This is a genomic window from Streptomyces griseomycini (assembly GCF_014203535.1).
Classification (GTDB): domain Bacteria; phylum Actinomycetota; class Actinomycetes; order Streptomycetales; family Streptomycetaceae; genus Streptomyces; species Streptomyces griseomycini.
In genome coordinates this window covers 58616-73937 of the sequence record NZ_JACHJI010000008.1, presented here as the reverse complement: position 1 = coordinate 73937, position 15322 = coordinate 58616, and the positions used below count along the sequence as shown (strand labels likewise).

The following is a 15322-nucleotide window of genomic DNA, read 5'->3' as shown; positions in this document are numbered from 1 at the left end:
CCGGTCCCGAGCCCCGACCGGTCCCGCCGATCTGGAAGGATCCCGGCATGGCCGCATCCCCGAGCACCGCCAGAGCCATCAACGACCGGCTCGCCCTGCGTCTGCTCCAGCAGGAAGGTCCACTGACGGCAGGTCAGCTGAAGCAGCTGACCGGACTCTCCCGGCCGACCGTCGCCGACCTCGTCGAGCGCCTCACCGCCGCCGGTCTGATCGCGGTGGTCGGGGAGGCGGGGGAGCAGCGGCGCGGACCCAACGCCAGGCTGTACGGCATCGTCGCCGGCCGGGCGCACCTGGCCGCGCTCGACGTGCGCACCGAGGGCGTCGCCGTGGTGGTCTCCGACCTCGTCGGCGAGGTCCTGGCCGAGGCGTCCGTGCCCATCACCGGGGACGCGGGGACGGGGCCGGCCGTGGAGCAGGCGGTGGCGCTGGTCGAGCGGGCGGTGAAGGAGGCGGGCGCCGACCGGCCGCACACCGTCGGGATCGGCGCGCCGGGACTGATCGACCCCGCGAGCGGCGAACTGCGCGACTCCACCGGCCTGCCCGAATGGCACCGCCGCCTGGTCGCCACGCTCCAGGAACGCCTTCCCGAGGCCCGCGTCAGCGTGGAGAACGAGACCAACCTCGCCGCACTGGCCGAGCAGCGCGACGGGGCGGCCCGCGACCGGGACACCTTCGTCCTGCTGTGGCTGGGCCACGGCACCGGCGCGGCCGTGATCCTCGACGGCGCCCTGCGCCGGGGCGCCTCCGGCGGCACGGGCGAGATCGGCTTCCTCCCGGTCCCGGGCACGGACGGCCTGCCGTCGGCCGCGGACTGCGCGGGCGGTTTCCACTCCCTGGTCGGGGCGGCGGCGGTCGCGGAACTGGCGGAGGAGTACGGCGTCGTGGCCGATCCCGGGGTCGAGCCGGTGGCGGCGGGGGCGGTGCGGGCGGCCGTCCGGGGAGCCGGACCGGCGTCCGCCCGGGGGCGTTTCCTCGACGCGCTGGCCGACCGGATCGCGGTGGGCGTCGCCTCGGTGGTCGCCCTGCTGGATCCCGGGTGCGTGGTGCTGGGCGGGGAGATCGGGCAGGCCGGCGGGGAGGCGCTCGCCTCCCGGGTGCAGGGCCGCCTGGCCGTCCTCTCACCCCTGCCCGTCGAGGTGCGGGCCGGCGCCCTGGGCGGCGGCGCGGTCCTGCGGGGCGCGTTGCTGACCGCCCGGGACCGCGCCCAGGACGAACTCTTCGGGGTCCAGGAGCCCTGGCACCCCGGCACCGTCGGCTGACACCGCCCGGGCGGGTCCGCGGCGACGGCCCGCCGGTTCCTCCGAAGCGGCTCCGCGAACCGGCCGGCGGTCCGTGATCCGGCCGGCGGTCCGTGATCCGGTCGGCCGGCAGGCCGGTCCCGGCGCGGGCTCACCCCGGTCGGCCCACCGGCCGTCGACGCACCGAGGCCCCTTCGCGTCCCCCGGTGACGTGCCCGCCGCCCCGTCGGGTCCCGCCGGTCCTCCGGGTCACGCCGGACTCGGAGGCTCCGGGCCGGGCCGGCCCGCGGCGGTCACGGAACCGCGCGAGGGGGCCGGCGACCGCTGCGGCCCCGTGGCACCCCGCCGCGTGGCCGGGACGTCCCGGGGCCGTACGCCCGACGCGGGCGTCATCGCTCCGTGGCCCTCCCCGGTGCCCGGCGCCGGTACCGGGCTCCGGGGAGACGACCCGGCCCGCGTGGCGGCAGGTCCTGCCGGGGAACGGCTCCGCGCCGCCGCCCCGGCCGTGTGCGGTCAGGGCGCCGGCGCGGGCCGGGCCCGCCCGCCGGCGGGGGCGGACCGGCTCACCGGCGCCCCGCGCCCCCGGACCGCTCCGCCAGGAACTCGTCGAACGTGCGCTTGCCCACCGCCCGTTCCGGGGCGAGATGGCCGCCGCCGCGGAAGGCGCGGTACGCCGCGCCGCGCAGGGGGACCTTCACCACCGCACGCCGACGGCCCGTGGCCTGCAGGTACGCGCGGGCCAGGGACTCGAACGTCCGCACCTCCGGGCCGCCCATGTCCGCGACGCGGCCCGCCGGCCCGCCCCGGGCCAGCTCCGCCAGGCGCTCGGCGACCTCGGCGGCGTCGACCGGCTGGTCCTTCACCCGGGCCGGCAGCAGCAGGACCGGCACCTTGGCCAGGCTCCGGAAGACCGTGAGCAGCAGATCGTGGAACTGGGTGGTGCGCAGCACCGTCCAGCCCAGCCCCGACTCCTCGATCAGCCGTTCCACCGCGAGCTTGGACTTGTAGTAGCCGAACGGCACCCGGTCGACGCCCACGATCGAGATGTACACGAGGTGAGCCACCCCGGCCCGCCGGGCCGCCGCGATCAGGTTCGCCGCCGCCCTCTCGTCGCCGCGCGGCGACGTCGCGCAGTGCACGACCGTCTCCACGCCCGCGAGGGCCGTGTCCAGTGCGCTCCCGCCCTCGCGCAGGTCGACGGCGTACGGCCGGGAGTGCCGGCTGAGGACCCGCACCTCGTGCCCGTCCGTCCGCAGCCGCTCGGTGACGAGCCGGCCGAGCGTTCCGGTACCGCCGGTCACCAGGATCGTGGTCATGCTGTTCAGCCCCTTCGGACACCGGGCGCCGCCCTGCCGGGGCACCCTCCGTCAACCAGGACGGGCAGCCGCCGCGCCGTGTGACATCGACTCGCGGAGCCGTCGCCGCGAGTTCCGCGGCGGCGCCGGCCGACGGCGTACGAGGTCCAGCCTGTCCGAGTCCACCGCGGCCCGCACCCGGGGGACGAGCCCGTTCGACCGGTCGCACCGGTCGCCCGCGCGCGAGCGGCTCCCGCGGCACGCGCTCGAGCGCGTGCCGCGGGAGCCGCGGTGATGTGGTGAGACCCGGCGGCGGGCAAGGGCCGTCGTCACCGCCGCCGGGCCGGTCTCGCGCGAGGTCAGCAGGCTCCCTGGTCCCGCCAGACCCCCCATTCGCCGGTGGTGCCGGGCTCCTCGCCCTTCGTCCACCACTGCGCCTTCCAGGTGTGCCCCTCGTGGGACACCACGCTGCCGCCGCCGTACGATGCCGCGGCGTCCCAGGCCGGGGCGGTGCAGTCGCCGGGCGGCGGCGTCGTGGGCGGGTCCGTCGGCGTCGTGCCGCCGCCCGGCTCGACGACGGTCGTCCCGCGCGCCAGGTCCCCGGCGAGGGCGTACCTCTCGCCGCCGATCGTCACCGTCCAGTTGGACGGGGTCGACACGGGCAGGTAGTAGTTGAACGACAGGTCGACGGTCGCGCCCGGCGCCAGCGGCTGCCACGCCGGCAGCTTCAGCGACACCCGGTGGAAGTCGCCCTTCAGGCCGCCCACGTTGTCGCCCGTGTGGTCGCTGCTGATGACCCTGGTGCCGAAGCCGGACTGGTCGGAGGCGTTCGCGGGGGCCGAGGTCGCGTAGTCGAACCGGAACTCCGTGCCGCCCGGCAGCGCGGTCCTCGTGTTGTTCGTGATCCGCAGCTTGGGCGTGATCGGGTAGTTGGAGTCGCCCAGCTTGAAGTCCGTGAACTCCACGTCCACGTTCACGGCCTCCGCCGGCAGGTCCGCGTTCGACTTCCTCGCCCCGTACGGCGCGGCCGCCTTGAACCTGTCGTACATCAGCGAGGTGAGCGTGTCGCCCGTCTCGTACTGGCCCTTGGCGGCGTTCCAGTCGTAGTCGCCGGCCAGCTCCCAGACCATGGTGCCGCCGATGCCGCGGTCCACGACGTAGTCGGCCTTGGCCGCGACCGACTGCTCGTCCTCCGTGGACAGGAAGACCTTCTTCTCGGCGTTCCACAGCCAGGGGGCGACCAGCGTCGGGTCGTACTTGCGGGCGTACGTCCCGGTCAGCTCGGTGTCCGCCGGGAAGCCGTAGTCGGTGACGTAGTCGCCGACGATCCCCTTCTCGAGGTTCTTGGCGTGCCACATCGGGTTGGAGCCCGCCGGGGACTCCTCGCCATCGGAGTCGAGGTCGTGCCAGAGGTTGTCGATGCCGACGGCGCCGTCACCGCACTTGGTCAGGCCGGAGCCCGCCGGACAGGAGGAGGCGGCCGCCCTGCCCCACAGGCCGTCGGTTCCGCCCTGGACGTTCTTGTGGCCGCGGGTGTAGTACGGCAGGCCGATGTTGATGCGGCCGGCCGGCATGGAGCCGCGGAAGTAGTGGTAGGCCCAGTCGGTGTTGAGGTACCCGACGCCGCCGTACTGGGCGCTGCCGTAGACGTTCGCGGCGGCCAGCTCGGCGTCCCTGCCGTCGTCGAAGAGCGAGGCGTTGGGGCCGACGTACTCGTTCCAGGCGCCGTGCAGGTCGTACGACATGATGTTGACGTAGTCCAGGTACTTCTGGACCTGGAAGGTCTCCATGCCGCGCAGCAGGTAGCCGGACGAGGGGGCGGCCACGGTGAGCATGTAGTGCCTGCCGTCGGCGGCTCCGGCCCGGTCGAGCTTCTCGCGGAGCGTCTTCATCAGGGCGGCGTAGCCCTGGTTGAGGCCGGCGCGGCGGGCGTTGGAGATCCGGTAGTCCAGCGGGTTGCCGGCGTCCTTCATCGAGGTGGGGTACTCGTAGTCGATGTCGACGCCGTTGAAGCCGTACTTCCGGACGAACTCGACCGCCGAGTCCGCGAAGGTGTCGATGCCGGCCTGGTTGACCGAGCCGTCGGCGTTGGTGGACATCGTGTAGAAGCCGCCGGAGTCCACCCGGTCGCCGTTGTCGTCGAAGTAACCGCCGGTCTCGGCCCAACCGCCCACCGAGACCAGCGTCTTGACGTCGGGGTGCTGCTTCTTGAATTTGTTCAGCAGGTTGAAGTGGCCCTTGTACGGGAGGTCCGGGTCCATCTCCGCGCCGGCCACGCCCGGCCAGGTCATGCCGGTGGCCGGGTTGGTCGCGCCGTCCGGGCCGACGGAGAGCTTGTTGCCCTTGTCGACGTGTGCGAACGCGTAGTTGATGTGGGTGATCTTGTCCCAGGGGATGTCGGACGCCAGATACGCGGGCTTCCCGTCCTCGCCCGTGCGCCAGCCGGTGAAGTAGCCGATCACCCGGCGCTGGTGGTCGGAGCCCATCTTCTCCCGCCCGGCCGAGTCGTAGACCGAGCAGTAGGGGACGTCGGCACCAGGGGTCCTGTACAGGCCGTCGGGACGGCAGGAGTCCTGGTCGGCGGCGTGCGAGACGGTGGCCGGCAGCCCGGCGAGCAGCAGGCCCGCGACGGCGGCGGCGGAGGCGAGCAGGGCGGGTCTCGCCCCGGTGCGCGAGGGGGACGGCACAGTGGGTTCCTCTCCACGGAAGTTGGCGCAGACCTTAAGAGGACTAGACCACAGCGTCAATAGGTATGGACCAATCTCGCACGGGTCCAAGCGCGGGCGGCGAGGCGGGAGTTGGCTCACCGGACCGCACCGCGCCGTGCCCGGCGGACCGGACGTCACCCGTTGTGAGCCACTCCACACCCCTCGCCTGCGTGGACGGCGCCCGGGCGTGGCACACTGGCCCTGTACCAGTAGCAGCGCACTCCGGGGTCGGTGAAAGTCCGAACCGGCGGTTACAGTCCGCGACCCGGTCGCCTCCAGCGACCGGTTGACCAGGTGAAATTCCTGGACCGACGGTTAAAGTCCGGATGGGAGGCAGTGCGCGGCGGGCGGGCATCCATGCGCGCCGCCGTACCGGTTCGCCCGTGGGGCGAGCCCTGTCCGGCGTCGCTCCCGGTGTCCTCGCCCGTGTTCTCTGTCGTCATCGACAGCCCCGGAGTCCGTGCCCGAAGAGGCAGGAGGACCCGGGAAGTGTTCACCGGAATCGTCGAAGAGCTGGGCGAGGTCACCGCCGTCGAGACCCTCGACGACGCCTGTCGCTTCCGCCTGCGCGGCCCCCTCGTCACCGAGGGCGCGAAGCACGGCGACTCGATCGCCGTCAACGGCGTCTGCCTCACCGTCGTCGAGCACGAGGGCGACGAGTTCACCGCCGACGTGATGGCCGAGACCCTGAACCGCTCCAGCCTCGGCGCCCTCGCCGTCGGCTCCCGCGTCAACCTCGAACGCCCCATGGCCCTGGGCGCCCGCCTCGGCGGCCACATCGTGCAGGGGCACGTCGACGGCACCGGCGAGATCCTCGAGCGCAAGCCGTCCGAGAACTGGGAGGTCGTGAAGATCTCGCTGCCCGCGGACCTCTCCCGCTACGTCGTGGAGAAGGGCTCCGTCACCGTCGACGGCATCAGCCTCACCGTCGTCGACGCCGGGCCCGACTTCTTCACCGTCAGCCTGATCCCCACCACCCTCGCCCTGACCACCCTCGGCCTCAAGCAGCCCGGCGACCCGGTCAACCTCGAGGTGGACGTCATCGCCAAGTACGTCGAGCGGATGATCGGCGACCGTGCCGTCGGAGAGGGGGCCGCACGGTGAACTGGCTCAACTCCGAGGCCTTCACCCTCTTCGACCAGCACATCAAGTGGTCGGACATGATCGGCAACGTGATCGGCCTGGTCGCCCTCGCCCTCGGCTGGCGGCGCTCCATCTGGACCTGGCCCGCCCAGTTCGTCTCCGGCCTGATCCTCTTCGCGGCCTTCGCCACCGCCCACCTCTCCGGCAGCGCCGGCAAGCAGATCGTCGTGATGCTCGTCGCCGCCTGGGGCTTCTGGCAGTGGAACCGCGGCCGGCGGCAGGCCCAGGACGGCTCCATCGCGGTCCGCTTCGCCACCTGGCGCGAGCGCGCGGTGCTGGCCGCCGCCGCGGCCGCCGGCACCCTCGCCGTCGGCGGGCTGTTCACCCTCTACCCGTCCCTGTCCTGGGACCCCTGGCCGGACGCGTACATCTTCGTCGGCACGATCGTCGCCATGTACGCCCAGGCCCGCGGCATGGTCGAGTTCTGGTTCGCCTGGCTGCTCGTCGACCTCGTCGGCGTCCCCCTGAACTTCGCCAACGGCTTCGCCTTCTCCGGCTTCGTCTACGTCGTCTACGGCGCGCTCGTCCTGTGGGGACTGCGCGACTGGTGGCTGCGCTCCCGCGAGGACGCGCGGCCCACCCTGGAAGGAGCGCCCGCATGACCGCGGCACCCGTCCTGTACAGCACCGACGGCGCCGAGGACCTCGCCCTCGACCCCATCGAGCAGGCCATCGCCGACATCGCGGCCGGCCGGCCGGTCGTGGTCGTCGACGACGAGGACCGCGAGAACGAGGGCGACCTCGTCATCGCCGCCGAGAAGGCCACCCCCGAGATCGTCGCCTTCATGATGAGCGAGTGCCGCGGTCTGATCTGCGCCCCCATGGAGGGCGGGGAACTGGACCGGCTGGAACTCCCGCAGATGGTGGACGACAACACCGAGTCGATGAAGACCGCGTTCACCGTCTCGGTGGACGCCTCCGCCGCCCACGGCGTGACCACCGGCATCTCGGCCGCCGACCGCGCCACCACGCTCCAGCTGCTGGCGACCGGCACCGCAGGACCCGCCGACTTCGTCCGCCCCGGCCACGTCTTCCCGCTGCGCGCCCGCCCGGGCGGCGTGCTGGTGCGCAACGGCCACACCGAGGCCGCCGTCGACCTCGCCCGTCTCGCCGGACTGCGCCCGGCCGGGGCCATCGTCGAGATCGCCGGCGAGGACGGCAGCATGCTGCGGCTGCCCGAGCTGATCCCGTTCGCCCGCAAGCACGGCCTGACGATCGTCTCCATCGAGGACCTGATCGCCTACCGCCGGGGCTCCGAGCCGACCGTCCGCCGCGAGGCCGAGGTCCACCTGCCCACCGCCCACGGCACCTTCACGGCGCACGGCTACCGCTCCACCGTCGACGGCGTCGAGCACGTCGCCCTCGTCCACGGCGACATCGGCGACGGCGCGGACGTCCTCGTCCGCGTCCACTCCGAATGCCTCACCGGAGACGTCTTCGGCTCCCAGCGCTGCGACTGCGGCCCCCAGCTGGACGCCTCCCTGGACCGCATCCAGGCCGAGGGCCGGGGCGTGGTGGTCTACCTGCGCGGACACGAGGGACGCGGCATCGGCCTGATGTCCAAGCTGCGCGCCTACGAACTCCAGGAGCGCGGCCGGGACACCCTCGACGCCAACCTCGAGCTCGGCCTGCCCGCCGACGCCCGCGACTACGCCGCCGGCGCGCAGATCCTCGCCGACCTCGGCGTGCGCAGCGTCCGCCTGATGACCAACAACCCCGACAAGTCCGACGCGCTCGTCCGCCACGGCATCGAGGTCGTCCGGCGCGAGCCGATGCCCGTCACCGCGGGCGAGCACAACCTCCGCTACCTGCGCACCAAGCGGGACCGGATGGGCCACGACCTGCCCTGGCTGGACACGCCGACCGTGCCCGCCTGCGGCAACCAGTAAGAGAACACCGAGGAGAGACGTGAGCGGCAAGGGTGCACCGGAACTGTCCGTACGCGACGTGGGGGACCTGCGGGTCGCCGTCATCGCCGCGCAGTGGCACGAGAAGGTGATGGACGGACTGGTCGACGGCGCCCTGCGCGCCCTGCACGACCTCGGCATCGACGAGCCGACCCTGCTCCGGGTCCCCGGCAGCTGGGAGCTCCCCGTCGTCGCCAAGGTCCTGGCCGGACGCGGCTACGACGCGGTCGTCGCCCTCGGCGTCGTCATCCGGGGCGGCACGCCCCACTTCGACTACGTGTGCCAGGGCGTCACCCAGGGCCTCACCCAGGTCTCGGTCGACACCGGCGTGCCCGTCGGCTTCGGCGTGCTCACCTGCGACACCGAGGAGCAGGCCCTGGACCGCGCCGGACTGGAGGGCTCCAGCGAGGACAAGGGGCACGAGGCGGTCACCGCGGCGGTGGCGACCGCGGCCTGCTTGCGTTCAGTATCCGAACCCTGGCGGTGAGCAGCCCCCGTCACCGCGTAGGGTAAGGACCACCATGTCCAAGAAGACGTTCGAGGAGCTCTTCACCGAGCTCCAGCACAAGGCCGCCCACGGCGATCCCGCCACCTCCCGCACCGCAGAGCTGGTGGACAAGGGCGTCCATGCCATCGGGAAGAAGGTCGTCGAGGAGGCGGCCGAGGTCTGGATGGCCGCCGAGTACGAGGGCAAGGAGGCGGCCGCCGAGGAGATCTCGCAGCTGCTGTACCACGTCCAGGTGATGATGGTCGCCCGCGGCATCTCCCTCGACGACGTCTACGCCCACCTGTGACCGTACGTCCCCCACAGACACCCCCTCCACGCAAAGGAAGCCGACCTCATGCTGCGCATCGCCGTCCCCAACAAGGGTTCACTGTCCGGCCCTGCGGCGGAGATGCTGCATGAGGCCGGCTACCAGCAGCGCCGCGAGTCCAAGGAACTGCGGATCGTCGACCCGGAGAACGAGGTCGAGTTCTTCTACCTCCGCCCCCGCGACATCGCGATCTACGTCTCCTCCGGCCGCCTCGACATCGGCATCACCGGCCGCGACCTGCTCGTCGACTCCGGAGCCAGGGCCGAGGAGATCCTGCCGCTGGGCTTCGCCCGCTCCACCTTCCGCTACGCCACCAAGCCCGGCACGGCGAACTCGGTGGCGGACCTGAACGGCATGACGGTCGCCACCTCCTACGAGGGCATCGTCGCCAAGCACCTGGCCGACCACGGCATCGACGCCTCCGTCGTCCACCTCGACGGCGCCGTCGAGACCGCCATCGAGCTGGGCGTCGCCGAGGTCATCGCCGACGTCGTGGAGACCGGCACCTCCCTGCGCAACGCGGGCCTGGAGGTCATCGGCGAGCCGATCATGAAGTCCGAGGCGGTCGTCGTCCGCCGCACCGGCGCCGTGGACGAGGCCGTCGAGCCCAAGGTGCAGCAGTTCCTGCGCCGCCTCCAGGGCGTCCTGGTCGCACGGACGTACGTGATGATGGACTACGACTGCCGGGTCGAGCAGCTGGAGAAGGCCGTCGCGCTCACCCCGGGCCTGGAGTCCCCGACCGTGTCCCCGCTGCACAACGAGGGCTGGGTCGCCGTCCGCGCGATGGTCCCGTCCAAGGAGGCGCAGCGGATCATGGACGACCTCTACCACATCGGCGCGCGCGCCATCCTCACCACCGCCATCCACGCCTGCCGTCTCTGACCGCGATCCGGAGCACCACCATGTCGGACGCCAGCCCGGGCGGACCGCCCGCCCTGCCCGTCACCTTCCGGCCGGGCCGCACCCGCGCGGTGCTGCTCACGGCCGCCGTCGCCATCTTCGCGGTCATCACCCTGGTCGCCCTGCTGCTGGAGCAGCTCGGTCCGGGCGAGAAGCTCAGCTTCGTGTTCACCGCCGCCCTGCTGGCCGGCGTGCTGTACCTGCTGGCCCGGCCGAAGGTCGTCGCCGACGAGACGGGCGTCACCGTCGTCAACATCACGAGCAGGCGCCGCCTGGAATGGGCGGAGATCCTTCAGGTGAATCTCCGGCCCGGTGATCCGTGGGTCTTCCTCGACCTCAGCGACGGCACCAGCCTGCCCACGCTCGGCATCCAGCCGGGCATCGCCAAGCAGCAGGCCATCGCCGACGCACGGGCTCTGCGGGCGCTCGTCGAGGCCCGTTCCACGGCCGGCCCCGAGTCGCCCCGGGGCTGACGCACGGGACGTGTCGGGGTCGTCCACCCTGCCGCGGTCGCCCCTGTCGTGATTAATCTGGTGGGCGGAGGCGCGCCGACAGCGCCTCCGCCCCTGCCGCCCCGCCCGGTGCGCCAGGGGCTCCTGCTACCCGAGGAGTGACCCTCTCCGGCGATGGACGGATCGTCCTGCAGTACCTGCGCCGCCCCCTGCCGACATAGCGCGGACCGACTCCACGAGGGACGCGCCCGTGCGGAGGCGGCGGCATCATGACCACGCCCCTGCTGCTTCTGGCAGCCGCTTTCCTGCTGATTCTCGCCAACGGATTCTTCGTGGCCGCCGAATTCGGCCTGGTCACCGTCGAGCGACCGGACGTCGAGCGGGCCGCGGCCGACGGCGACCGGCGCGCCCGCCGCGTCGTCGAATCCCTCAAGGAGCTGTCCTTCCAGCTCTCCGGCACCCAGCTCGGCATCACCCTCACCTCCCTCGTCGTCGGCATGCTCGCCCAGCCGGCGCTCGCCCGGCTGCTGGGCGGCCCGTTCACCGCGGTCGGGGTCCCCGAGGGCGCCGTGCCCGGCGTCTCGGTCGTCGTCGGCATGCTGCTGGCCTCGGCCGTGCAGATGGTGATCGGCGAACTCGTCCCCAAGAACTGGGCGGTGTCCCGCCCGCTGCAGGTCGCGCGCTTCGTCGCCGGTCCGCAGCACGTCTTCGCACGCCTGTTCCGCCCGGTCATCGCCGGGCTGAACGCCGTGGCGAACCACCTGGTGCGCGCCCTGGGCCTCGAGCCCGCCGAGGAGCTGGCCTCCGCCCGCACCCCCGGCGAACTCGTCTCCCTGGCCCGGCACTCCGCCCGGGCCGGCGCCCTGGAACAGGACACGGCGGACCTCTTCGTCCGCACCCTGTCCCTGGGCGAGCTGACCGCGCAAGCCGTCATGACCCCGCGCGTGAAGGTCAGCGCCCTGCAGTCCTCCGCGACCGCCGAGGACGTCGTCAACCTCACCCGGGCCACCGGTCTGTCCCGCTTCCCCGTCTACCGGGAGCGGATCGACGAGATCGCCGGCATGGTCCACCTCAAGGACGCCCTCGCGGTGCCCGCGCCCGACCGGCTGCGCACGCCCGTCGACCGCATCGCCCGTCCGGCGCTGCTCGTCCCCGAGACCCTGCCCGTACGGCCGCTGCTCGCGCGGCTGCGCAGCGAGCAGCCCATCGCGGTCGTCGTCGACGAGTACGGCGGCACCGCCGGCGTCGTCACGCTGGAGGACATCGTCGAGGAGATCGTCGGCGAGGTCCGCGACGAGCACGACGGGCAGGACGTCCCCGAGCTCGCCGCCGCCCCGCCGGAGGACGGCAACCCCGCCTGGGACGTCGACGGCGGCGTCCGGGTCGACGTCCTGCGGCGCATAGGCCTGGAGGTGCCCGAGGGGCCCTACGAGACCGTCGCCGGCCTGGTCGCGGACCTGCTCGGCCGGATCCCGGCCGTCGGCGACCACGCGGAACTGCCCGGCTGGCGGCTGGCGGTGCACCGGGTCGGCCACTACCGCGCGGAACGGATCCGCCTGGTCAGGACGGCTCCGCTGCCGCTCGTGGAGGCGGCCGGATGAGCGTGCTGCAACTCCTGTTCGCCGCGCTGCTCGTGCTCGCCAACGGCTTCTTCGTCGGCGCCGAGTTCGCGCTCGTGTCGGTCCGCCGCAGCCAGATCGAACCGCTCGGCACCACCCGCGCCCGCCAGGTCCTGTACGGTCTGGAACACCTGCCGCAGATGATGGCGGCGGCCCAGTTCGGCATCACCGTCTGCTCGCTGACGCTCGGCGCGGTCGCCGAACCGACGGTCGCCCGCCTGCTGGAGCCGGTCTTCGCGTGGATCCACCTGCCGCACGGCATGATCCACCCGCTCGGCTACGTCATCGCGCTCGCCGTCGTGGTCTTCTTCCACCTCGTCATCGGCGAGATGGTCCCGAAGAACCTCGCGATGGCGGCGCCCGAGAAGGCCGCGCTGTGGCTGAGCCCCGGCCTGGTCTGGTTCGCCCGCCTGTGCGGGCCGGTCACCCTCGCGCTCGGCGCCTGCGCCCGGGCCGTCCTGCGGCTGTTCCGGGTCGAACCGAAGGACGAGGTCGAGGCCGTCTTCACCAGCGAGCAGCTCAACCGGCTCGTGGAGGACGCCGGCCAGGCGGGCCTCCTCGACCCCGAGGAGGCCGAACGCCTGGAGGACGCCCTGGAGCTGGGCTCCCGGCCGGTCACGGACGTGCTGCTGGGACACGAGTCGCTGGTGACCGTCGACCCGGCGGTCACCCCGGAGCGGATCGTGGAGCTCACCGCCCGCACGGGGTACTCCCGTTTCCCGGTGGCCGCGGCCGGCGGTGCCTTCCTGGGCTACCTGCACGTGAAGGACGTACTGGACCTGGAGGACGCCGACCGGGCCGTGCCGCAGCGGCTCTGGCGGCCCATGACGACCCTGAGGCCCGAACTCCCGCTGGACGACGCCCTCACCGTGATGCGCCGCGCCGCGACCCACCTCGCCCAGGTGGCCGACGCGTCCGGCAGGGTCCTGGGCCTGGTCGCCCTGGAGGACGTACTGGAGCTCCTGGTGGGGGAGGTGCGCGATCCCGCGCACCGCGAGAGGACCGGGGCGACGCCGGGCGACGCGCCGGGGACCGGGACGGACGGCACGGCCGGCGTCAAGCTCACCGAGCCCAGGAGCGGTGCCCAGGAGGGAGCGCTCACCGGCTGACGCCGGGCCGCGGAACCGCGGTGGTGCGGGGCCGTGGGACCCGTCGGCGTCACGTCGACGGCGGGTCCTGCGGCCCCCTGCCCGACAGCACCTCCCCGTACGCCTGCATCAGGTCCGGCAGCCGCAGCGTCGCCAGGTCCTCCCGCGTCAGCGACCCCGGATACACCGACAACCGCAGGTCCCGGTACGCACAGCTCTTCTCGTACAGCGTCCGCAGGAACCGCCCGTTGCCCAGCTCGTCGATCCACCCCTGGTCCACCACGTGCCCGGCGATCGACCGCAGTTCGTCCAGTGCCTCCTCGTCCCACAGGTCGCCGTTCTCGGCGGCGAGCACCTTGCCGATCTCGGTGAGCTCGAGGGGACGGTAGGAGGGGAAGTCGACGCGGGTGGTGAAGCGCGAGGACAGCCCGGGGTTGGCGGCCAGCAGCCGGTCCATGCCCTCCGGATAGCCGGCCAGGATCACCACCAGGTGGTCGCGGTTGTCCTCGGCCCGCTTCAGCAGCACCTGGAGCGCCTCGTCGCCGTACGCGTCCCCCTTGCCGTAACCGGAGTTGGAGAGCGCGTAGGCCTCGTCGACGAACAGCACCCCGCCGAGCGCGGAGTCGATCAGCTCGTTGGCCTTCACGGCCGTCTGCCCGAGGTACTCGCCGACCAGGTCCGCCCGCTGGGCCTCCACCAGGTGGTCACCGCCGAGCAGGCCGAGGGCGTAGAAGACGCGGCCCAGGATGCGGGCCACGGTGGTCTTGCCGGTGCCGGAGGGGCCGGAGAAGACGAAGTGGCGTTTCGGCGGCTGCACCGGCAGCCCCTGCCCGGCCCGCAGCCGGGCCATGTGCAGTTGCGCCGACAACGCCTTGACCTGGCGTTTCACCGGTTCCAGACCCACCATGCGCTCCAGTTCGGCGAGCGCCTCCTCCAGTAATCCGGGGTCGGTGGGGCCCGTGGGCAGGGGCGGCGCCGCGGCGCCCGCCTTCTCGCGCACCGCCGGGCCGACGACCGACGGGAGGGGAGCGGGCGGCGGCTCGGGATCGGAGAGCCTGAGATCGCGGCCCTCGGTGCCGAAGAGCGGGTCGAGCGTGTCCGGACCGTCCATCGCGTCCTGGCCCGTGCCGGTGAGCGTGATCGCGGCGAGGTCGGCGGAGTCGTCGTACCCGTCGCCCTCGGTGATCGCGGCGAGCCGGGCCGAGGTGTCCATGAAGGCCGGGTCGACCCGGTGCACGGCCCGGTACAGCGGGAGTGCCGCGGCGCTGCGCCCCGTCCCCTCGTGGGCGCGCGCCAGCCAGTAGCGCAGCTCCTTGCGCTGCGGCTGCTCGCTGCGGCAGCGCATCAGGGCCGCCGACAGCAGCGGTTCGGCCTGTCCGTACATCTCCAGGCGGACCCGGGCCATGCCGCCGAACAGGCCCGCCTCGATGCCGAGCACCGGGTCCTCGACCAGCGGATCGGTGTGCCGGACGAGCTGTTCCCAGTCCTTGACCAGATAGGCACGGCAGGCGTGCAGGAAGCGGACCTGCGGATCGGCGTCCACCGGGGGGAGCCCGGCGAGCGCCCGGTCCAGCTCGGGGACGTGGCGTCCGTCCAGCCAGTGGGAGGCGTGCGCCAGCAGCAGGTCGCGGGGGCTCTCCAGCACCGGCTGCACCCACCAGCCCAGCCAGTACCAGGAGTTGAGGGTACGGTGATGCCGGGAGCGCTGTTCGCCGAAGCGGTCCCGGTGCCGGAACATCCTCAGCAGCGCGGTCGTCGTGTCGACGCGCAGCGCGTGCAGCCCGAGCCAGCCGTCGGCCATCCCCGGGTCGATCCGCACCGCGGCCCGGAACTCCTCCTCCGCCTGCGGATAGGCGCCCATCGTGTAGGCGTCAACGCCCCGCAGCCAGGCGAGGTCGGCCGGGGCCTGCGGGCCCTGCGTGCCGAAGTCCATCACGTCCCCCCACGAACCGTGCCCCCGTCGGTGTGCCGGCCGGCCCTCGCCCGTCGGCTCCCTTTGGTCGAACCGCTGTGCCGCGGACCGGAGTTGCAAGGTGCGCGAAGCAGCGTCCGTAGGTCGCACCGAGGGCATCGTACCTGCGGCGGCGTCAGCTCCGTAGGGTGCCGCGCACGCCGGGGGACGCAGTGAGGGGGAGGCGCGGGGCGGGTGTCGTGACCG

13 protein-coding genes and 1 riboswitch are annotated in these 15322 nt (G+C 73.0%); of the genes, 10 read left to right on the top strand and 3 right to left on the bottom strand.

Translation table 11 applies throughout. The features are described 5' to 3' along the window. Positions 1-47: 47 nt before the first annotated feature. Entirely contained in the window at positions 48-1259 is a 1212-nt protein-coding gene (locus FHS37_RS22790; RefSeq protein ID WP_184824237.1) for an ROK family transcriptional regulator, read from the top strand. A gap of 542 nt (positions 1260-1801) precedes the next feature. Here the strand turns inward: FHS37_RS22790 and FHS37_RS22785 are convergent. Both FHS37_RS22785 and FHS37_RS22780 read right to left on the bottom strand, forming a co-directional pair. After that, positions 1802-2554, bottom strand: a complete 753-nt coding sequence (locus FHS37_RS22785; protein WP_184824235.1) for an SDR family oxidoreductase — start codon at positions 2552-2554, stop codon at positions 1802-1804. Between the two features lie 338 nt (positions 2555-2892). Beyond that, positions 2893-5220 (bottom strand): chitinase C-terminal domain-containing protein, encoded by a 2328-nt coding sequence (locus FHS37_RS22780; RefSeq protein WP_184824233.1) that lies wholly within the window; start codon positions 5218-5220, stop codon positions 2893-2895. Positions 5221-5454: 234 nt separating this feature from the next. Continuing rightward, a riboswitch (FMN riboswitch) is annotated at positions 5455-5585 on the top strand. A 145-nt stretch (positions 5586-5730) separates the two neighbouring features. On the opposite strand from FHS37_RS22780, the gene FHS37_RS22775 reads away from it, so the two are divergent. The 9 genes from FHS37_RS22775 to FHS37_RS22735 all read left to right on the top strand — a co-directional run bounded on the left by FHS37_RS22775 (position 5731) and on the right by FHS37_RS22735 (position 13185). Beyond that, positions 5731-6345, top strand: coding sequence for a riboflavin synthase (locus FHS37_RS22775; protein ID WP_184824231.1), 615 nt, complete (start codon positions 5731-5733; stop codon positions 6343-6345). After that, entirely contained in the window at positions 6342-6986 is a 645-nt protein-coding gene (locus FHS37_RS22770; protein ID WP_184824229.1) for a nicotinamide mononucleotide transporter family protein, read from the top strand. Before FHS37_RS22775 ends, FHS37_RS22770 begins: the two co-directional genes overlap by 4 nt. Beyond that, positions 6983-8272 carry a bifunctional 3,4-dihydroxy-2-butanone-4-phosphate synthase/GTP cyclohydrolase II gene (locus FHS37_RS22765; RefSeq protein ID WP_184824227.1) on the top strand — a complete coding sequence of 430 codons (1290 nt, stop codon included), beginning with the start codon at positions 6983-6985 and terminating at the stop codon, positions 8270-8272. Before FHS37_RS22770 ends, FHS37_RS22765 begins: the two co-directional genes overlap by 4 nt. Before the next feature lie 19 nt (positions 8273-8291). Continuing rightward, entirely contained in the window at positions 8292-8777 is a 486-nt protein-coding gene (ribH, locus tag FHS37_RS22760) for a 6,7-dimethyl-8-ribityllumazine synthase (RefSeq protein ID WP_184824225.1), read from the top strand. Between the two features lie 34 nt (positions 8778-8811). Further along, entirely contained in the window at positions 8812-9084 is a 273-nt protein-coding gene (locus FHS37_RS22755) for a phosphoribosyl-ATP diphosphatase (protein ID WP_004990764.1), read from the top strand. Between the two features lie 48 nt (positions 9085-9132). Continuing rightward, on the top strand, positions 9133-9987 hold the full coding sequence (gene hisG / locus FHS37_RS22750) for an ATP phosphoribosyltransferase (protein ID WP_184824223.1): 855 nt from the start codon (positions 9133-9135) through the stop codon (positions 9985-9987). A 20-nt stretch (positions 9988-10007) separates the two neighbouring features. Continuing rightward, entirely contained in the window at positions 10008-10478 is a 471-nt protein-coding gene (locus tag FHS37_RS22745; protein ID WP_184824221.1) for a PH domain-containing protein, read from the top strand. A gap of 248 nt (positions 10479-10726) precedes the next feature. Beyond that, on the top strand, positions 10727-12058 hold the full coding sequence (locus FHS37_RS22740; protein ID WP_184824219.1) for a hemolysin family protein: 1332 nt from the start codon (positions 10727-10729) through the stop codon (positions 12056-12058). Next, positions 12055-13185, top strand: coding sequence for a hemolysin family protein (locus FHS37_RS22735; protein WP_184824217.1), 1131 nt, complete (start codon positions 12055-12057; stop codon positions 13183-13185). The genes FHS37_RS22740 and FHS37_RS22735 overlap by 4 nt, the downstream gene beginning before the upstream one ends. A 49-nt stretch (positions 13186-13234) precedes the next feature. Here the strand turns inward: FHS37_RS22735 and FHS37_RS22730 are convergent, their stop codons facing one another. After that, a complete protein-coding gene (locus FHS37_RS22730; protein ID WP_184824215.1) occupies positions 13235-15097 on the bottom strand; it encodes an AAA family ATPase in 1863 nt (620 codons plus the stop codon). Positions 15098-15322: the final 225 nt, after the last annotated feature.